Here is an 18,138-nt window from a genome sequence, read left to right as displayed (position 1 = left end):
TCTTTGGCATACAGTAACTGCTACAAGTTAATAAATCAGCTGAATATTTACTTGTCGTTTAACTTTCTGCCATTTTCCAGTTTTTCAATCAAAAGGTTGAGCCTGTTTTGTTTGGTTTCTTCTCTTTTAGCGGAGGTGATCCATACAACATATTCCTTCCTGTCAGTATAAGACAGCTTATCAAAGAAAGCCCTTGCTTTGGGATGTTTAGAGAAAAGGGCGGCTACTTCTTCGGGTAATATCACCTCCCGTGGTTCCGTATCCTGCTCCAATACAATGTGGATCGTATCTCCCAATTCTTTTCCCAACTCTTTCCGGATGGCCTGGGTAATGCCAAGTGCATGAAAAGGAGTACCCATTTTCGACAGGCTACCTCTATAGGTAACCTTGCCATCTATTAATGCCTTTACCTTCACCTGACCTTTTACACCATACAATTCCAGTACATCATAGGGGAACACAACATAACCGGCATTCATACCGCCGAATTGTTCTATTACAGCATCAAAAGTTACTTTCTTTGACATGTTGCAGATTTATTCTTTTTCGTAAGCGTCGATCTCTTTCAGGAAATTCATCGCCTTTGTAACGGAGGTCCATTCACTGCTGCCAAATATAAACTTAAACCAGCGTTTATCAGCATTCTCCATCCGGGTATTACGGTATATCCAGATGGACATTATCGTGAATACAGTGGTAACAGTCAGCTGCAATACCCAAAGCCCGATGGTCCCATGTTCGAACATACTTTTGTTAATGTAAAAGGTAGTGTAAAATGGTGCCGAGAGAAATAGTATCCGGGTAATATTGATAGTGGAAGATTGAAGCGATGCAAGTTTACGCTGTGTTTCCATCACATGCATACTATTGTCGATCTGTTGAATAAGTACGATCTGTTTGATATAAACAATGATGGCAGCTACTGTGATAATAATAACAGCCAGCGCAGAGATGACAAAGAAGTGCCGGTAATACGTCATGGCGGATAAGGCCAGGCATACAAGTACAGACAGCAATAATGACCATAGGATCCCTAACACGACTGCAATGATCTTGATTGCTTTCAATGGGCGTAAGGCAGTCCGGGCTTTTTGCGTTTGTATTTCAGTAATGAGACGGTAATTAAGTGCGAGTGATTTTTCCAGCTTCTTATCATAACCAGCCCACATTTCTTTTAGTGTGATATCGTCCATGTTAATTAATTATGAATAGTGGAGAATTTTGTTTTCAGTTTGTTTTTGATGCGGTTGATCTTCGTTGCAATATTTGTTTCCGTGAGTCCAAGGATATCCGCCATTTCCCTGTAGCTTTTTTCTTCCAGGTAAAGGATCATGATCGCCCTGTCCAGTTCCGGTAATTCGCTAATGAAACGTTGAAGGAGGTGCAGCTGTGGCCCGGTGTCTTCTTTTTCTTCCGCAACTATTATGATATCAGCTGTCAGTCCGGAGGTACGGTCCGTTCTTTTGCTGTCTTTGCGGTAAAAGGAGATGGCCACATTCAGGGCTATTCTGTATAGCCAGGTGGAGTATTTATACTGATCATTGTACCTGCCGAACGATCGCCATAACTGGAAGACGATCTCCTGGATAAGGTCTTTCCTGTCCTCAGTATTTTTGCAATAGGAGTTCGCTATTTTATAGATAATTCCTTTATGCTGTTCTATTACCGATAGGAAGACATTATCTTCTTTTGAAGAGGTCATATAAGGTTATAATTAAGGTCACGAATAAGATATTTTACCTTATTATTCGCAGCGGGGAACAAAAAATCACAACAGGATACCAGCCGGTCCTGAAAGTAGTGATAATAACAATATGGGGTTGGGATTATTAAGGTTTTCTGACGCCTTTTTAAAACAAAGGCAGGTAATTCATAGGATAGTAAAAATTATCTTTAAGATTTTCAAGCTTCGGCTCAAACTGCACGCCATAGCGGGATTCGAGCCGAAGTAAAAAGGTGTTTCATAGGATAGTATACGCTAAAGATAATCAAATTTTGATATCAGGAAATTATTTCTTCTCTTTTTGAAATATTTAATATTAAAATGCAAAAAATAGCGTTGTGGAATAAAAATTCCGCATTTTTTGATCGATAAATTATTAAAAATCTATCAGGTATTTCTATCGTTGATCCTATTCGTTTGTTTAACGTCGTTATTACCCCTTCGCAATCAACGAAAGCAATTCTTCAGTTGATAATTTCCCGCTGATATCACTTCCTTCCAGCAGCCTGTCGGCCAGGTCTCTTTTACTATGATGCAGGGCAATGATCTTTTCTTCGATGGTATGTTTTGCTACCAGCCGGTAAATAGTAACGGGCCTTGTCTGGCCAATGCGGTAAGCCCTGTCAGATGCCTGTTCTTCAACAGCGGGGTTCCACCAGGGATCAAGATGTATCACATAGTCAGCTGCGGTTAGATTTAGTCCAGTTCCTCCCGCTTTCAGGCTAATCAGGAATAGTGATCCTTCTCCTGACTGGAATTGCTGCACTACTTTTTCTCTTGTAGGGATAGGCGTACTACCATCCAGATAACAATAGGATATACACAATTCATCAAGTGCCTGCCGTACCAGTTCCAGGTGACGCACATACTGACTGAACACCAGCGCGCGATGGTTGTTGTCGATCAGTTCCTTCACTATCTCCAGGAACACGGTCAGTTTGGACGAGTGTATATCTATCTCCGGATCTATCATCCGGGCATTACATGCCGCCATTCGTAGTTTGCCTATTTCCGTCAGCGTGTTCAGATGTTGTTTGCTATTCTTTTCCTGGCTATATTTTTTGATATTCTCTACCGCATTCCGGCGCATAGCCTCATAGAATGCCGCTTCATCCGGCGAGAGAGACACCATTTTAACGATCTCAGTTTTCTCCGGCAGTTCATCCAGTACCGCCGTTTTGGTGCGGCGTAACATGAAGGGGCCGATTAATTTCCTGAGATGTTTGGTGACACTGCTTTCCGCATTATAGACGACTGGTGTGGCAAATTGTTTGTTGAAGTGTTGGAGATTGCCGAGCAGTCCGGGATTAATAAAGTTGAACAGGTTCCATATTTCCGTCAGGTGATTCTGTACCGGGGTCCCCGTCAGGATCAGTTTGAAGCCGGCCTGTAATGCCATGGCTGCCCTGGAGGTTTTAGTCTGGTAGTTTTTAATGGTATGGGCCTCATCGAGTACAATGGTGTTCCAATGAACGCCTGCCAGTAGTTTATCTTCTGATTGCAATATGCCGTAGGTGATAAGGACGATATCAAAAGGTCCGGCTGTTTTCAGCACTGCCGACCTGCTGCCATTGGTGATCTGTTTTACCTGCAGGGAAGGCGCAAACCTGTATAGTTCATTCGCCCAGTTAGGCAGTACCGAAGCCGGACATACTACCAGTGCTGGTCCTTCGCTGGCCCGGTATAGTAACATGGTGATAGCCTGTATGGTCTTACCGAGCCCCATATCATCCGCCAGGCAAGCCCCTGCGCCCCAGCCTGCCAACCGTACCATCCAGCGGAAGCCTTCTTCCTGGTAAGGGCGTAATTGCGTTTGTAGGGTAGCCGGTACCTCGGGATGAATATCTTCAGCACTTGCCTGCCTGGCACGTAAAGCCTTCCAGTGTTCATCAGTATCTACTTCGCCGGCACCTTCCAGCAATTCATCCAGCATATGGGCAGCCAGCGGCCGGATATGTATCTGCTCATGTTCGGCCAGTGCAATGCTGGCCAGTTCATTGAGTTGCCTGTGCAGTTTTGTGGTAAGGGAAAGGAACTCCCCGTTGCGTAAGGTGATGAACCGCGTAGGGTTCAGCTTCACTGCATCCAGTAGCTCCTTTAAAGACAAGACAGTGTCTTCATCTATTTTGAGTTCTCCGTTGCAGGTAAACCATTTTCCATCCACTTTACGGATCGTTACACGTAATTGTGTCTGATGCGCCACTCCCCTGACTTTCAGTTTCTGTCCTTCCGGCCATTCCGCTACCGCCAGTTCAGGGTGCCGGTATATTACTTCGAGCAGCTGCAGGCAGTCCAGCGGATCATCAAAGAAAATGGTATCATCCACGACTTCCTGTGCGACAGATTCCTGTATCAGGATCATCAATTTTGCCAGATTGCTTTTCTCTGCCTCCAGGTCCCTGATGGCCTGACATCTTTCCCCATTGGTAACCCCAATGAGATGACGGGCGCCCTCACCCGGTTTACAATAAGGAGGATCAACTGCAAATGGCTTTACGAAGAAGGAGGCTTTAAGCGCATCCCCGGTGGGTTGCAATTGTACCCGTATACGTGCATCAGCGGCGCGTTGCTTTATATTTAAAGTGGCGGTGTCGTCTAAATTGGAATGAACGGTAATATGTGCACCGATATTCCGCAGGGCCTGTAACAACTTCTCCTTACCCTCTGCAGGTACGGTACCGATCTGTTTTAATGTCTGGAAGACAGACCGTTGCTGCTGCGTCAGTCTGATCACTCTTACACGGGTAGGTGTCTCTTTTATCAGTACTATTTCGCGTGTATAATCGCTGATGTTGGTGCTGAATATATATCCTTTGCCAGTTCCATTTACGATCAGTTCCGGCTGCGCCTTGATCACTTCTACAGGAACGGTGGGATCTTCCAGTAAAAAAAGATAGGGATGTCCGGTTATTTCCTGCCAGACCCTTTCTCCAAAAATATAAGACTCTGTACCATAGGTATGATAGCTTTCTTTCAGGATGGTACCTGCTATCCGCATATCATGGTCTGTCATGTTTTCCAGCTGTCCTTCCTTGAGCTTTTTCAGGTCTGTAGGTCTGCCACGGCTCCAGCCGGCATCTCCCTGGTGCGTTTGTATAACCGGCACTATCTCTGATCTGCTTAGGTCTATCAGATAGACCAGGCGGGTAAGGGCCGGTGTCTTTTCTTTTAGCGGTTTATTGACGTCGGACAGGATCAGCGTATTCAATAGCCGTTCCCATTCAGGTACGGCTTGCATACGGGAGAAGATGGGCTGTTTACCCAGGAAAACAGCCAGATCACGGAAGGTTTTTTCTGTGCCCAGGTACGCCTGCTCCCGGAAAAGATATAGCAGTTCATACGTCAGCAGGCGGTAATGATGATGTATGCCCTTGTAAAGCACCTCCTTAATGAAAGGAGCATATGTTTTCAGCAGCTTGCTTTTAGGATAGAAAGCCTGCAGGCATACCAGTGAAAGATAACTGAGTAGATGTTTATCCTGTTGCCGGGAAGTTGTTTCCAGCAGGATCTGTAACATATGTTCTGCCCGTTCTTTCCTGCCGTTGTGGAACTGTAACAGACTGATAGCTGGTGTGATATCCTGGAACAGCTTTTTGTCATAAGCCGTCAGGATTTTATTGATGACAGTGTATGTTTTTTCCTCCGGTAATACCGTTAAGGTATAGGCATACAAAAAGGCAAAAAGCGGAGACACGGGGATACTGTTCTTTTTATCCTGCAGCCGCTGTTGTTTGATGCCCTGTTCAAATAATACCAGGGCTTTGTCCGGCAGGCCTTCATATAGCTGTATTACGGCACCTGCGTAGAGTGCATCGGTGCCTTGAATGTCTTCCTTGATATAACCTTCCTGTAATGCCACTTCAGCATGGGCAAGCGCAGACGCTTCCACTCTGATAAATGCGGCCGTCTGTAGGCCGAACGCATGTAATGCATCCAGGGGGGCCATCGCCAGCAAATGCTGTCTTACAGCTGCCGTGTATATTTTTATGATACTATCTGTATCAAACAAACGGAGTAAATCTTTATACTCAGAATAGTATAGCAGATAGCACAGGTAGGGAAAATATTCCTGCAGCTCAAAAGAGATCTTTCTTACCGGGGGCAGCAATAAGGATTTTTCTCCTGTAAAGAAAGCTGTCAGCAGCTGCTGCAGTTCCTGCAGGCGTGCACTGGTACTATAAAAAGAGTATGGTTTGGCGTGATCGAGCAGGCGGAGGTACTGCGGCTGGCGGATATTATCTGGAAACAGGAGAAAGCCCAGTTCTGGTATCAGTGAATAGTTACCGGCCAGGTTGTAACTCCCCAGGCCTTTTTCTTTCAGCAGTTCCAGTATGTCGATAATCCTGTCCTGTGGCATTTCCCTGACGCGGTTCACCGCGTCAATAAACGTATACCGCTCCAATGGATAAAGATAGACGGATAGTACGTCAACGATGATCCTTGTGTCGGCATCCAGGGATTGATATTGTTCTTTGTAAAAGGAAAGATTCACCATCGTTGGTGCAATCTACATTTTATCCGCCGTTCATTGTTTGACAAAAGAAAGCATATAGGCTGCAGTTGTCCGGAAAGAGGCCAGGTCGCTGGGTTTGGTAATATAGTCCTTAACCCCCAGTTCGATGCTTTTAGCTTTGAATATAGGTGAAGTAGAAGTGCTCCAGATAATTTTCGGAATATCGCTGAAACGTCCCTGATCGTTTAGTTCTTTGACAACTTCTACACCCGTCAGTTCCGGAATGTTATAATCCAGGATCATGAGCGCTGGTAATTCCTCTTCTCCGATACTGTCCAGGTATTTGACAAATTTTCTGCCGTTGGGAATGCATACCAGTTGCCAGCTGGGGTCTATTTCTTCAATCGCATTTTCTAGCAGCTCCTGGTCATCAATATCATCTTCTGCCAACAGGATCAGCCTCTTCGAATGGCCTAAAAGTTGCATTTGTTAAGTTGTTTTTATGGAAACAAAAGTACTTACTTCAAACCACATATTACATAGCATCTATATGGTATAGAACTAAGTTCCCTTAGAACTGTAAACACAACTTAGAGAAAAATTGATTTGTATACATAGCATCAGCTAACACCTTGTATCATGAACACGCGGAGAAAAAGTCCCGATAATGCGGCCTTGTCCGAAAAGGTTGTGGAAAAAAGTCCACAAACTTCCACAACAAAGAGCAAAAAACAAACGAAACAGGTTCAGGCACCAGTGGCTGATGAATTAGATTTGCGCCAGCTGTTACAAATTTTGTCGGAGGTCAGAAGTGGCAATTTCTCAGCCAGGATGCCGGCAGACAGCATTGGGTTAAGTGGTAAGATCTGTGATACCGTCAATGAGATCATTTCCCTGAACGAAACGTTGGTAGAAGAATTGACCCTGGCCCGGAACACCATTGGGAAAATGGGACGTCTGAACCACCGGGTGGTGATGCCCCGTACGGCGAAAGGATCCTGGGATACCGCGGTACTCTCCATTAATACATTGATCTCGGATCTCGTACATCCTACTATCGAAATAGCACATGTGATCAGCTCTGTGGCGAAAGGAAATCTTTCGCAGGAAATGCCGTTACAGATAGAGGACCACATACTGCAGGGTGAATTTGCACGTATTGCCACTGAAGTGAACGGGATGGTGAAACAGCTGAACCTCTTCTCCCGCGAGGTAACGCGTGTGGCCCGTGAGGTAGGTTCCGAAGGTAAGCTGGGCGGACAGGCAAAAGTAAAAGATGTGGCAGGGGTGTGGAAAGACCTGACCGACTCTGTAAACCAGATGGCGGGTAACCTAACGGCACAGGTGCGTAATATCGCTGATGTGACTACAGCGGTGGCGAAGGGTGACCTCTCCAAGAAAATTACAGTAGACGTACAGGGAGAGATCCTTGAACTGAAAGATACGATCAACACCATGGTGGACCAGTTGAATTCCTTCTCATCTGAGGTAACGCGTGTGGCGCGTGAGGTGGGTACGGATGGTAAGCTTGGTGGCCAGGCAGAGGTAAAAGGGGTAGCAGGTACCTGGAAGGACCTGACAGACTCCGTGAACCAGATGGCGTCCAACCTGACAGGTCAGGTGCGTAACATCGCAGAAGTAACAACGGCGGTAGCGAGAGGTGACCTGTCGCGTAAGATCACCGTGGATGTGCGCGGGGAGATCCTGGAGCTGAAAAACACCATGAACACGATGGTGGACCAGCTGAACTCCTTCTCTGTTGAGGTAACGCGTGTGGCGCGTGAGGTGGGGTCGGAAGGTAAACTGGGAGGCCAGGCAACAGTAAAAGGCGTTGGTGGTGTGTGGAAAGACCTGACAGACTCCGTAAACCAGATGGCGGGCAACCTGACAGCACAGGTGCGTAACATCGCAGACGTAACAACGGCGGTGGCGAAAGGTGACCTGTCGCGTAAGATCACCGTGGATGTGAAGGGAGAAATCCTCGAACTGAAAAATACGATCAATACGATGGTGGATCAGCTGAACTCCTTCGCTTCTGAGGTGACCCGTGTGGCCCTGGAGGTAGGTACGGAAGGTAAGCTGGGTGGTCAGGCGAAAGTGCAGGGTGTGGGTGGTACCTGGAAAGACCTGACGGATTCTGTGAATCAGATGGGGTCCAACCTGACGGCCCAGGTGCGTAACATCGCTGAGGTAACGACGGCGGTGGCAAATGGTGACCTGTCCAAAAAGATCACGGTGAACGTAGAGGGAGAGATCCTGGAGCTGAAAAAGACGATCAACACGATGGTGGACCAGCTGAACTCCTTCGCCTCTGAGGTGACCCGTGTGGCCCTGGAGGTAGGTACAGAAGGTAAGCTAGGTGGTCAGGCGAAAGTGCAGGGTGTGGGTGGTACCTGGAAAGACCTGACAGAATCTGTAAACCAGATGGGATCTAACCTGACGGCACAGGTGCGTAACATCGCTGAGGTGACGACAGCAGTAGCGAAAGGTGACCTGTCACGTAAGATCACCGTGGACGTAAAGGGAGAGATCCTGGAGCTGAAGAATACGATCAACACGATGGTGGACCAGCTAAACTCATTCGGTTCGGAGGTGTTCCGTGTGGCACGTGAGGTGGGTTCTGAAGGTAAGCTCGGCGGACAGGCAGATGTACCTGGTGTGGAAGGTTTGTGGAAAGACTTGACGGACTCCGTGAATATCATGGCGTCCAACCTGACATCGCAGGTACGTAACATCGCTGAGGTAACTACAGCAGTGGCAAACGGTGACTTGTCCCGTAAAATTGAAGTAGACGTTAAAGGAGAGATCCTTGAACTGAAGAATACCATCAATACCATGGTGGAACAGCTGCGCGCATTCGCCTCTGAGGTAACGCGTGTGGCGCGTGAGGTAGGTACCGACGGTAAACTGGGTGGTCAGGCATTCGTGCCGGGCGTAGGAGGTACCTGGAAAGACCTGACCGACTCTGTAAACCAGATGGCGGGTAACCTGACGGCCCAGGTACGTAACATTGCCGATGTGGCCATTGCGGTGGCAAATGGGGATATGTCCCGTAAGATTACGGTGGACGTACGTGGAGAGATCCTGCAGCTGAAAGAAACGCTGAATACGATGGTGGACCAGCTGCGTGCATTCGCCTCCGAGGTAACGCGTGTAGCCCGTGAGGTGGGTACCGATGGTAAACTGGGTGGTCAGGCATTCGTACCGGGTGTTGCTGGTACCTGGAAAGACCTGACGGACTCCGTAAACCAGATGACCGGTAACCTGACTTCGCAGGTGCGTAACATTGCTGAGGTAACGAAAGCGGTGGCCTCCGGTGACCTGTCCAAGAAAGTAACGATAGACGTAAAAGGTGAAATCCTCGATCTGAAAAATACCATCAATACCATGGTGGACCAGCTGAACTCCTTCGCCTTCGAGGTGACCCGTGTGGCCCGTGAGGTGGGTACGGAGGGTAAGCTGGGTGGTCAGGCAGAAGTACAGGGTGTGGGAGGTACCTGGAAGGACCTGACAGACTCTGTGAACATGATGGCATCCAACCTGACCAACCAGGTGCGTGGTATCGCTAAAGTGGTAACTGCCGTGGCTACCGGTAACCTGAAACAGAAGTTGTCTATTGTATCCCGTGGTGAGGTGGCCCAGTTGACAGAGACTATCAATGAAATGATCGATACGCTGGCGTTGTTTGCTGACCAGGTAACAACGGTGGCCCGTGAGGTGGGTGTGGAAGGACGACTGGGTGGTCAGGCAAGTGTGCCTGGCGCTTCCGGTATCTGGAAGAACCTGACTGAAAACGTGAACCAGCTGGCAGAAAACCTCACTACCCAGGTACGTGCTATCTCTGCGGTGGCATCGGCGGTAACGAAAGGTGATCTTACCCAGATGATCCGTGTGGAAGCGAAAGGTGAGGTGGAAGAACTGAAGGATACCATTAACCAGATGATCGCCAACCTGAAACAGACAACCCTGCGTAACCAGGAACAGGACTGGCTGAAATCCAACCTGGCCAAGTTCACACAGATGCTGCAGGGGCAGAAAGACCTGAACACGGTAACCCGCCGTATCCTTTCGGAGCTGGCGCAGGTGGTGAACGCACAGAAAGGGATGTTCTACATCCTGGAACAGGAAGAGAACCTGGAAAATCCAAAACTGAAATTATTTGCAGCATACGCTTATGGTAGTGAGGTAGGCATCTCCCGTGAATTTGCACTCGGCCAGGGTCTTGTAGGACAATGTGCCGTGGAGAAAGAACGTATTCTGCTGACCAACGTACCTTCCAATTATATCAAGATCAGCTCCGGCCTGGGAGAAGCTACACCGGTGAACCTGATCGTGCTGCCTGTACTGTTTGAAACACAGATCAAGGCGGTGATAGAACTAGCCTCCTTCGATATGTTCAGCCAGACACACCTGGACTTCCTCAGTCAGCTGACGGAAAGTATCGGTATCGTATTGAATACGATCGAAGCGAACTCCAGAACGGAAGACCTGCTGGAACAATCCCAGTCACTGGCAGATGAATTAAGGCGTACGAACGAAGAGCTGCAGGACAAAGCCCACCTGCTGGTGAAACAGAAAGAGGAAGTAGAAGAGAAGAACAAGGAGGTGGAAGAAGCAAGGAAATCACTGGAAGAAAAAGCAGAACAGTTGCAGCTTACTTCCAAGTATAAATCAGAGTTCCTGGCTAATATGTCGCACGAGTTACGTACGCCGTTGAACTCCCTGCTGATCCTTGCGCAACAGCTGTACGAGAACCATGATGGTAATCTGAATGAAAAACAGGTGCGTTACGCTAAAACGATTCATAGTTGTGGTGATGACCTCATTCAGCTGATCAATGATATCCTCGACCTGTCGAAGATCGAATCCGGTTATATTTCCACAGACTTTATCAAGGTACGTTTCAGCGAGGTGGTGTCTTTTGTGGAGACTACCTTTAAACACGTATCAGAAAGTAAGAGTCTACGCTTCCGTATTGATATGGATGACCAGTTACCGGCATCCCTGGAAACGGATGTACAGCGTCTGAACCAGATCCTGAAAAACCTGCTTTCCAATGCGTTTAAATTCACAGAAAAAGGAGAAGTGAGACTCCGTATCTATGAAGCGAAACGTAGCTGGCGTATGATCAATGAAAGCCTGGAAAGTGCGGACAAAGTGGTGGCCTTCGAGATCAGGGATACGGGAATAGGTATTTCGAAAGATAAGCAGAATATCATCTTCGAAGCCTTCCAGCAAGCGGAAGGTTCTACCAGCCGTAAATATGGCGGTACCGGTCTTGGACTGTCCATCAGCCGCGGTCTGGCAGACCTGCTGGGTGGTTCCATTGAACTGGTGAGTGAAGTGGGCCGGGGTAGTACTTTTACACTGTTCCTGCCGCTGCAATATAATCCTGCTACTATCAGAAGGGAAAAACAAAGCAGCCTGACAGTAGGACAATACCAGTTACCGGAGGGATATGAGACTACTCTCATACAATCTATACCAGGCGTGAAACTGCCTGAAACAAAGGACCTGGAAGGACTGAATGAGATCATCAATGAAATAGGGGATGACCGGACACACATTATCGATACGGATAAAGTAGTGCTGATCGTGGAAGATGATGTACGCTTCGCCAAGATCATGCTGGAGAAAGCACATGAGATGGGGCTCAAGGTAGTGGTCGCCACCAGTTTCGGAGATGTGTTCGACCTGACAAATAAATATAATCCGATTGCCGTGACACTGGATGTAAAACTGCCGGATGCAAGCGGATGGAGAGTATTGGATCTCTTTAAGAATGATATTAATCTACGGCACATTCCTATTCACCTGATTTCCGGAGAAGAAAACCGTTTACTGGCGATGCACCGTGGCGCCAGAAGCTTTAGCCTGAAGCCACTGAAAGCAGAATCATTAAATGTATTGTTTGCGAACATCATGGAACACGACAGCCGGAAAACGAAAAAAGTGTTGGTCGTTGAAGATAATGAGCCGGATGCGTCACAGATAGCCAGGATACTGGATAATGGCGATCTGATAGAAATGGAATTTGTAGAAAATGGAAAAGCTGCGATCGAACGGGTGAATAATACAGTATATGATTGTATCATTGCAGATTATATGCTGCCGGATATTGACGGGGCGGAGTTCGTGGCTAACATGAATACTGTGAACCGGCATAATTCAACTCCGGTGATCGTATATTCGGCGAAGGATTTTTCCACTAGTGAAAAATCAAAACTAAAACAGTATGCAAATAAAATACTGCTGAAAGGCGTTAATTCCCTTGACCTGTTACTGGAAGAAACGGTGATGCAGCTGCACATTAATCACCAGTCCCTGTTACCGGAAAAGAGAAAACTGATCGAAGATCTCCGTTCCCAGAAAGATGTACTGATCCATAAGAATGTACTGGTAGTAGATGATGATGTACGTAATCTCTTTGCATTGACCACTGCATTTGAAAGATTCCATATTAATACGATTACGGCGGAAAGTGGTAAGGAGGCAATGAACATTCTTAGTGAGAACAGTGATATTGATATTGTGTTGATGGATATTATGATGCCTGAAATGGATGGCTATGAAACGATGCAAAAGATCAGAAGGGAGCATAAAAACAGTGCATTGCCCATTATTGCTGTAACGGCAAAAGCCATGAAAGGCGATAGGGAGAAATGCCTGGAAGCGGGGGCATCTGATTATATTACCAAACCATTAAAAATCGATCAATTGCTGTCGCTGATGCGTGTATGGCTATACCGATAGATTTAAAGTATTCATTTGAAAATCGAACAATTTTGCAGGACCAAGGCTTAATTAAAATATTGGTTGTTGATGACCGGCCGGATAATTTATTGTCTATAGAATCCATCCTGGAAAGGGAAAGCTATACGATCATAAAAGCCAGCTCGGGAAGGGCTGCACTGAAGATCCTGTTGAAGGAATTCGATTTCTCATTGATACTAATGGATGTGCAGATGCCTGAAATGAACGGTTTTGAAACGGCTGCACTTATTTATCAACGGGATAAACTGAAAGAGATTCCGATCATCTTTATTACAGCACACAGCCATGAAGAAGAGGCCATTTTTAAGGGATATAGGGTAGGTGCGGTAGATTTTATCTATAAACCTATTAATCCTGAGCTGTTGCGTATAAAGGTGGGACTGTTCGTAGAGCTATACCGTAAAACGCAGTCTCTCATAGCACAGGAGCAGAAACTACTGCTGGCAAATGCTTCCCTGCAACGGGAAATAGTGGAGAGGGAGGCTTCTGAAATCAGGGTACGCGAACTGAACCAGCAGCTGTTGCAGAATAACATACACCTGAAGGCAGTGAACGAAGAGCTGGACAGGTTTGCCTACATAGCGTCTCATGACCTGCAGGAACCTTTACGTAAGATCAGGGTCTTCAGCGATATGATCCTGCAAAAGAAAAGTGGTGAAGGGGAAGTAGATAGATATGTACAGAAGATCACAAATGCAACTATCCGTATGCAGCAGCTGGTGAGCGATCTGTTACGGTTTTCCCGTCATTCCATACAGGGAGGCGACTTTATGCAGTGTGATCTGAATGAGCTTGTGAAAGAAGCGCTGACAGAGCTGGAGATCAAAATACAGCAAACGAATGCCCGGATTCAGATCGAGACCTTGCCTTCCTTACAGGTGATCCCTACGTTAATGCGACAGGTATTCTATAATCTTATCAGTAATGCATTGAAATTCCGGAAAAAGGAAGTGCCGCCGGAAGTGCATATTTATGCGGAGATGGTGACTGCGCCGGATCATCAGTATATGAGTGAAAGAGACAATGGTAGGTATTACAAGATCTTTGTGACAGATAATGGTATTGGTTTCGAAAGCCAGTACGTGGAAGATATTTTCGTTGTGTTCAAGAGACTGCACAGTTATCATGAAATAGAAGGTACAGGTATCGGATTGTCTATCTGCAAGAAGATCATGGAGCAACACAATGGATTTATTACAGCAACAAGCGAGATCGATAACGGTGCGACATTTATAATCGGTATTCCAGAGAAGCAATTGCTGCCGATGAATCTTAGTATAACCTAGCAATATTCATAGTATAAAAATAGCCATCGCGTACAAATGCGATGGCTATTTTTATTATTGTTATTTACGACAGATCAATATTTACACAATACCTGTTGCTTTACTTCGAAGCTGCCTTTTAAACGGATATCTTCAGAGGAAGCACCCACCATTACGCTAAAGGTACCTGGTTCTACTACCCATTTCATATCGACATTCAGCAATTTCAGATCTTCAGGTAAGAGTTCAAAAGTAACAGCCTGTTGTTCGCCTGCCGCCAGATGTATACGTTTGAATTTCTTCAGTTGTTTTACTGCGGTAACAACAGAGCTGGCATCATCACGGATGTACAACTGCGCTACTTCATCGCCTGCTACCTTGCTGGTATTCTTCAGGGTGAAGGTAACAGACACTTTCAGGTTATTGCCTGTTGCCTGTACATTCGCTTTCAGGTCCTGATAGTCGAAAGTAGAATAGCTTAAGCCATGGCCGAAGCTGTACAAAGGTTTTGCATCCATTTCCACATAGTCATGCCTTGATGCACTTTTGTAGTTATAATACACTGGCAATTGCCCTACAGACTTAGGAATGGAAACAGGTAAACGGCCGGCAGGATTGTAGTCGCCAAAGAGTACATCAGCAACAGCATTGCCACCTTCCTGGCCAGGATACCATGCATTCACAATAGCAGGTACGTGTTGGGCAGCCCAGTTGATATTCAGCGGACGGCCTTCAATCAGTACCAGCACGACTGGTTTGCCGGTAGCCATGATACGTTCCAGCAAACGGGATTGTAAACCCATCAGGTCAAGGCTTACCCTGTCATATCCTTCTCCGCTTTCCATATCACTTACGGCCACTTCTGCTGACTTCACCTCTGCAGCGCCTGTGCTCTGGTAAGAAGTTTCGAAATCGCGTGCGCTGGAACCACCCAATACTATCACTACCGCATCCGCCTGCTGGGCGGCGGCAACAGCTTCATTGATGCTGGAATGAGCGGTATCGCGGATAGCACAGCCTTTTACATAGGTTACCTTTGTATCAGGAGATACTTTAGCTTTAATACCTTCCAGTACGGTCACTATCTTTTCCTGGGACTGCGGAGCGGTATAATCGCCCAGCTGGTTGTAAATGTTATCAGCATTAGGTCCGATCACAGCCAGGTGCTTAATGGCCTTATTTAAGGGCAATAATCCGTTTTCATTCTTCATCAGTACGATGGATTCAGCTGCTACGCGTTTGGCCAATGCTTTATTTTCAGCTGTACCCACTGATTTTTCTGCTACATCTGCATCAACGTAAGGATGCTCGAATAATCCCATGGCGAATTTCAGTCTGAGTACATGTGCCACAGCGGTATCGAGGGTAGCCATGGTTACTTTCTTCTCATTCACTGCTTTCATTAAAGCGTCGCCGTAGGCTTCACCTCCCAGGTCTGCATCCAGGCCGGCATTGATAGACAGTGTTGCTGCTTCTTCCATAGTAGCGGCCACGTGGTGGTTGGAGCGTACACCGGGAATACCACCCAGGTCAGACACCGTGAAGCCTCTGAAGCCCCATTGTTTCACCAGTACATCTTTCAGCAGGAAGCTGTTGGAGCTGCATGGTACCCCATCAATAGAATTGTAAGACGCCATAATAGACAAGGCACCCGCCTTGATAGCTGCCTGGAAGGGAGGCAGGTAAGATGAATACAGGTCTCTCAGACCGGTCAATGCGATACCTCCGTTATGGCCGCCTTCAGGAGAACCATATGCTGTGAAATGTTTCAATGTTGAGATCACATTGCTGCCGGAATTGATATTATTACCCTGGAAACCTTTTACCATCGAGATACCCATCTGGCTGATCAGGTAAGGATCTTCTCCATAGGTTTCTTCCAGCCTGGACCAGCGGGGCTCACGCACGAGGTCCAATACAGGGCCGTAACCAATATGTGCACCCTGTAAACGGGCTTCTTTCGCGATAGTAGCCGCCATCTCCTGGATCAGGGCCGGGTCCCAGGTGCTGGCCTGACCGATGGATGTAGAAAAGACAGTAGTTCCAATAGCCATGTGTCCATGCGGACATTCTTCTGCCAGCAAAAGCGGGATACCCAGGCGGGTATTTTCCATCATATATTTCTGGAGGGCATTGGTTGCCTTTGCTGACAATTTCGGCGTTAAACCGGTTACCAATGTTTTCTTTGTCCAGGGATCGGCCCTTAAAGTAGCCCAGAAGCTACCGATATAACGTTTGGAGATCACTGTCTTAAATGCTTCGCTGACACCCACGGAATCACCTTTCTTATCGTACATATCCCATCCCAGCAGGGTACACAATTGCCCTACTTTTTCCTCCAGCGTCATGCGTTTCAGCAGGTCTTTTACCCGGGCGTCAACCGGTGCTGAAGCGTTTTTGTAGAGGACCGTGCTGGTATTTCCTTTTTTGACCTGCCCCAGGGCTGGTGAGCCTAACCCGAGTATCATGGTGAAAACCATAAGATAACTCCGGGGAATAGCGATGTTTTTCGTTCTCATTGGACCTGTTGATAAGATTCTATTATGTTAAGTTAATTGACAATCATTTGTTTAATAGCTGTATCAGTAAAAATAACAAGTAGTGGGAGGAATTTCATAAAGAATTTTAGCTGGATGGGTTTTGCGGAGATTATATGGCTTATTCTCCGCAGATTATGCGGAGAATAAAGCTGTCTTCAGTTGAATTAGGCGTATATTCACCGCATAATTTGCGGAGAATGATCACCTACATATATGAACATAAGGACTGGCCACATTTTCACTGGGAGCAGGAAGTGCTTGCTGTGAAATTGGGTGCCGTACGCCACAGGCAGGGACGGATTATGGGACATATGGAGGCATTAGGGTTCCCTTTGCAGGAAGAGGCTATGCTGGCTATCCTGACGTTGGATATTGTAAAGACAAATGAAATAGAAGGGGAACTTCTGAATCCCGAACAGGTACGTTCCTCGGTTGCTCGTAAGCTGGGAATGGACATTCCCGGACTTATTCCGTCCGACAGGCATATAGAGGGCGTAGTAGAGATGATGCTGGATGCTACGTTGCGGTATGATCTGCCACTCACGGAAGAGCGTTTATTTGACTGGCATGCTGCCATGTTTCCGACCGGAAGAAGTGGTATGTATAAAATTACAGTAGCAGGCTGGCGTGATGACTCCAAAGGTCCTATGCAGGTGGTTTCCGGTGCTGCAGGAAAGGAACAGATACATTTTCAGGCGCCCCATGCCGATACAATAGCCAAAGAAATACAGACTTTTCTGGATTGGTTTAATGAGAATATCAATATTGATCCTGTGCTGAAAGCAGCTGTTGCACACCTGTGGTTTTTGACGATCCATCCCTTTGCGGATGGCAACGGGCGTATTGCCCGTGCTGTTGCAGATATGCAGCTGGCCCGTGCAGACCAGACAAGTCTCCGCTTTTACAGTATGTCTGCGCAGATCAAAAGAGAAAGAAATGCGTATTATAAAATAGTGGAAAGGACGCAGAAGGGAAGTCTTGACATTACAAGATGGCTGGAATGGTTTATTGACTGTCTGGAACGAACCCTCATTGCTACAGAAGAGATACTATCGGCAGTATTGAAAAAGGGCCGGTATTGGGACAAGCATATTGCTGTTGCATTGAATGAACGTCAGCGTCTGATGATAAATAAATTATTTGACGGCTTTGAAGGCAACCTTACTTCCTCAAAATGGGCAAAGATCACCAAGTGCTCACAGGATACCGCCTTGCGTGATATTCAGGATCTCGTTGATAAAGGCATGTTGGAAAAAACATCTTCCGGAGGAAGAAATACAAGCTACGTGCTGAAGACAGACTGATACTATCTGTCTAAACAGACATAAGAAAAAGGGCCGTCCACTTACAGCGGACAGCCCTTTCTTTGTATGTAAAATGGAT

Annotated in this window: 9 protein-coding genes; 3 read left to right on the top strand and 6 right to left on the bottom strand. The window is 46.7% G+C overall.

Annotated elements, in window-relative coordinates; all coding sequences use genetic code 11:
* Positions 1-47 precede the first annotated feature (47 nt).
* The 5 genes from CLV42_RS31745 to CLV42_RS31725 form a co-directional block, all read right to left on the bottom strand.
* Positions 48-527, bottom strand: coding sequence for a YdeI/OmpD-associated family protein (locus tag CLV42_RS31745; RefSeq protein WP_106605970.1), 480 nt, complete (start codon positions 525-527; stop codon positions 48-50).
* A 9-nt stretch (positions 528-536) separates the two neighbouring features.
* A complete protein-coding gene (locus CLV42_RS31740) occupies positions 537-1,193 on the bottom strand; it encodes a hypothetical protein (protein ID WP_106605969.1) in 657 nt (218 codons plus the stop codon).
* Positions 1,194-1,198: 5 nt separating this feature from the next.
* Complete coding sequence (locus CLV42_RS31735) at positions 1,199-1,702, bottom strand: RNA polymerase sigma factor (RefSeq protein ID WP_106605968.1); 504 nt, start codon at positions 1,700-1,702, stop codon at positions 1,199-1,201.
* A gap of 454 nt (positions 1,703-2,156) precedes the next feature.
* The gene (locus tag CLV42_RS31730; RefSeq protein WP_106605967.1) at positions 2,157-6,218 is read right to left on the bottom strand and encodes a DEAD/DEAH box helicase; all 4,062 of its coding nucleotides are present in this window, start codon (positions 6,216-6,218) and stop codon (positions 2,157-2,159) included.
* Positions 6,219-6,248: 30 nt separating this feature from the next.
* On the bottom strand, positions 6,249-6,662 hold the full coding sequence (locus CLV42_RS31725) for a response regulator (RefSeq protein WP_106605966.1): 414 nt from the start codon (positions 6,660-6,662) through the stop codon (positions 6,249-6,251).
* A gap of 153 nt (positions 6,663-6,815) precedes the next feature.
* On the opposite strand from CLV42_RS31725, the gene CLV42_RS31720 reads away from it, so the two are divergent.
* Together CLV42_RS31720 and CLV42_RS31715 are read left to right on the top strand one after the other, a co-directional pair.
* Positions 6,816-12,929, top strand: a complete 6,114-nt coding sequence (locus CLV42_RS31720) for a HAMP domain-containing protein (protein ID WP_211303569.1) — start codon at positions 6,816-6,818, stop codon at positions 12,927-12,929.
* 32 nt (positions 12,930-12,961) lie between these two features.
* Positions 12,962-14,236, top strand: a complete 1,275-nt coding sequence (locus CLV42_RS31715; RefSeq protein ID WP_106605985.1) for a sensor histidine kinase — start codon at positions 12,962-12,964, stop codon at positions 14,234-14,236.
* A gap of 74 nt (positions 14,237-14,310) precedes the next feature.
* On the opposite strand, the gene CLV42_RS31710 is transcribed toward CLV42_RS31715, so the two are convergent.
* Complete coding sequence (locus CLV42_RS31710) at positions 14,311-16,734, bottom strand: glycoside hydrolase family 3 N-terminal domain-containing protein (RefSeq protein WP_106605965.1); 2,424 nt, start codon at positions 16,732-16,734, stop codon at positions 14,311-14,313.
* A gap of 218 nt (positions 16,735-16,952) precedes the next feature.
* Between CLV42_RS31710 and CLV42_RS31705 the strand changes: the two genes are divergently transcribed.
* Positions 16,953-18,059: a Fic family protein gene (locus tag CLV42_RS31705; RefSeq protein ID WP_106605964.1), complete on the top strand. Its 1,107-nt coding sequence runs from the start codon at positions 16,953-16,955 to the stop codon at positions 18,057-18,059.
* Positions 18,060-18,138: the final 79 nt, after the last annotated feature.

The organism is Chitinophaga ginsengisoli (assembly GCF_003014595.1).
GTDB classification, from domain to species: Bacteria; Bacteroidota; Bacteroidia; order Chitinophagales; family Chitinophagaceae; genus Chitinophaga; species Chitinophaga ginsengisoli.
The sequence above is the reverse complement of the archived record's forward strand: the minus strand, read 5'-3'. Positions and strand labels throughout refer to the sequence as shown.

Excerpts from the sequence above, each read along its gene's own strand:
- CLV42_RS31745 (WP_106605970.1), bottom strand. The coding sequence starts at position 527 with ATGTCAAAGAAAGTAACTTTTGATGCTGTAATAGAACAATTCGGCGGT.
- CLV42_RS31705 (WP_106605964.1), top strand. The coding sequence starts at position 16,953 with ATGATCACCTACATATATGAACATAAGGACTGGCCACATTTTCACTGG.
- CLV42_RS31740 (WP_106605969.1), bottom strand. The coding sequence starts at position 1,193 with ATGGACGATATCACACTAAAAGAAATGTGGGCTGGTTATGATAAGAAG.
- CLV42_RS31725 (WP_106605966.1), bottom strand. The coding sequence starts at position 6,662 with ATGCAACTTTTAGGCCATTCGAAGAGGCTGATCCTGTTGGCAGAAGAT.
- CLV42_RS31730 (WP_106605967.1), bottom strand. The coding sequence starts at position 6,218 with ATGGTGAATCTTTCCTTTTACAAAGAACAATATCAATCCCTGGATGCC.
- CLV42_RS31735 (WP_106605968.1), bottom strand. The coding sequence starts at position 1,702 with ATGACCTCTTCAAAAGAAGATAATGTCTTCCTATCGGTAATAGAACAG.
- CLV42_RS31720 (WP_211303569.1), top strand. The coding sequence starts at position 6,816 with ATGAACACGCGGAGAAAAAGTCCCGATAATGCGGCCTTGTCCGAAAAG.
- CLV42_RS31710 (WP_106605965.1), bottom strand. The coding sequence starts at position 16,734 with ATGAGAACGAAAAACATCGCTATTCCCCGGAGTTATCTTATGGTTTTC.